Raw genomic sequence first — 1,730 nt, 5'->3', positions numbered from 1 at the left:
ATCTACCGCCACTTCGAGAGCAAGGAAGAGCTGATCCACGCGCTCTACACCGACATCAAGGCCCGGCGCATCGAGGCGACCCTCGCCGGCTACGATCCCGCCCTTCCCTTGCGGCAGCGTTTCGACCGACTCTGGCGTAACGGCATGCAGTACAGCGTCACTCATCCGCTCGAATTCCGCTTCGCCGAGCAATACGCGCATTCGCCTTATCTGCGCGATGCCGCGAAGTCGATCCAGAGCGAGATCGCCGAAGACCTCGGCCACTTCTACGCCGAGGGTTATCGCGAGGGCGTCTTCAAGACCCTGCCACCCGAAATCATCACATCCCTCATTTCCGGCCCGATGAACGCGCTGGCCGCGCGCGCCATCTCCGGCACCTGCAAGATCGGCGAAGCACGCATCCAGGAGATCGTCGACGCCTGCTGGGACGCCATCGCCAACCGAACCTGATTCCCCTCCCCCCACACTCCCGAAGGAACCTGCCATGCAATATGCCCAACTCGGCAATACCGGCGTCTTCGTTTCCCGTCTCTGCCTCGGCACCATGACATTCGGCGGTGCCGGCTCGCTCGCCGCGGCCGTTGGCGGCCTCGACCAGAAGGCAGCGGATGCGCTGGTCGGCCAGTCGCTCGACGCCGGCATCAATTTCATCGACACCGCAAACATCTACGCCGCCGGCGAGTCGGAAAAGCTTACCGGCAAGGCGCTCGGTTCGAAGCGCAAGGACATCGTCCTCGCCACCAAGGCTTTCGGTCGCATGGGCACCGGCCCGAACGAGGTCGGCGTCTCGCGTCTCAGCCTGATGCAACAGGTGGAAGCCAGCCTGACACGTCTTGGGACGGACTATATCGACCTATACCAGATTCACGGCTGGGACAGCGTGACGCCGATGGAAGAAAGCCTGCGCGCGCTCGACGATCTCGTGCGCCAGGGCAAGGTGCGCTATATCGGCGTATCGAACTGGCAGGCGTGGCAGATCATGAAGGCGCTCGGCATTTCCGAACGGCAGGGCCTCGAAAAATTCGCGACGCTGCAGGCCTACTATTCCATGGTCGGCCGCGACCTCGAACACGAGATCGTGCCGCTGCTCGAAGACCAGAAACTCGGCCTCATGACATGGAGCCCGCTCGCGGGCGGCGCACTCTCCGGCAAGTTCTCGCGCACCAATCGCGCCAATGACGGACGCCGCACGCAATTCGACTTCCCGCCCGTCGATGTCGAAAAGCTCTACGACATCGTCGACGTCCTCGGTGGCATCGCCAAAAAGCACGGCGTCAGCGTCGCGCAGGTCGCGCTCGGCTGGCAGCTTCACAAGCCCTACGTCACAACCGTCATCGTCGGGGCAAAGAATGAAACCCAGTTGGCGGACAATCTCGGCGCCGTGAACGTAAAACTCACGGACGAGGACCTCGCGGCCATCGACGCTGTGAGCGCACCCAAGCCGACATACCCGACCTGGATGCGCGGCATGCAATCCGACCGGATCCCCGGCACGACGCGCGACTGGTCGCTGGTGGCGAAATCCACATTCTGAGTACATGCGGCATGGCGGCGGGCGCACAACCGCCGCCATGCCGATTATTCGGCCGTCCGCGTCAGACGCGGATGAGCGAGGGCATCGCGGCGAATATCGAAAAAAGAACGAGCGACAGCAGGCCGGGTGGCGTTTCAAGCCCCGCCAGATAATTTTCCACCGAAAGACCGCGCAGCAGCACCGCGCCAGCGATTTC

The 1,730-nt window shown here is 63.1% G+C and carries 2 protein-coding genes; both read left to right on the top strand.

Features of this window, described 5'->3' with window-relative positions:
• A partial coding sequence (locus tag VMR03_RS04340; protein WP_325402635.1) for a hypothetical protein occupies positions 1-450 on the top strand: 450 nt, incomplete at its 5' end.
• A gap of 34 nt (positions 451-484) precedes the next feature.
• A complete protein-coding gene (locus VMR03_RS04335) occupies positions 485-1,534 on the top strand; it encodes an aldo/keto reductase (RefSeq protein ID WP_325402633.1) in 1,050 nt (349 codons plus the stop codon).
• Positions 1,535-1,730: the final 196 nt, after the last annotated feature.

Source organism: Parvibaculum sp. (assembly GCF_035511255.1).
Taxonomy (GTDB): Bacteria; Pseudomonadota; Alphaproteobacteria; order Parvibaculales; family Parvibaculaceae; genus Parvibaculum.
Note: the sequence above shows the minus strand (reverse complement) of the source record. Positions and strands in the feature narration are given on the sequence as shown.

Bases quoted from the DNA above. Each gene is read 5' to 3' on its own strand.
- VMR03_RS04335 (WP_325402633.1), top strand. From the start codon at position 485: ATGCAATATGCCCAACTCGGCAATACCGGCGTCTTCGTTTCCCGTCTC.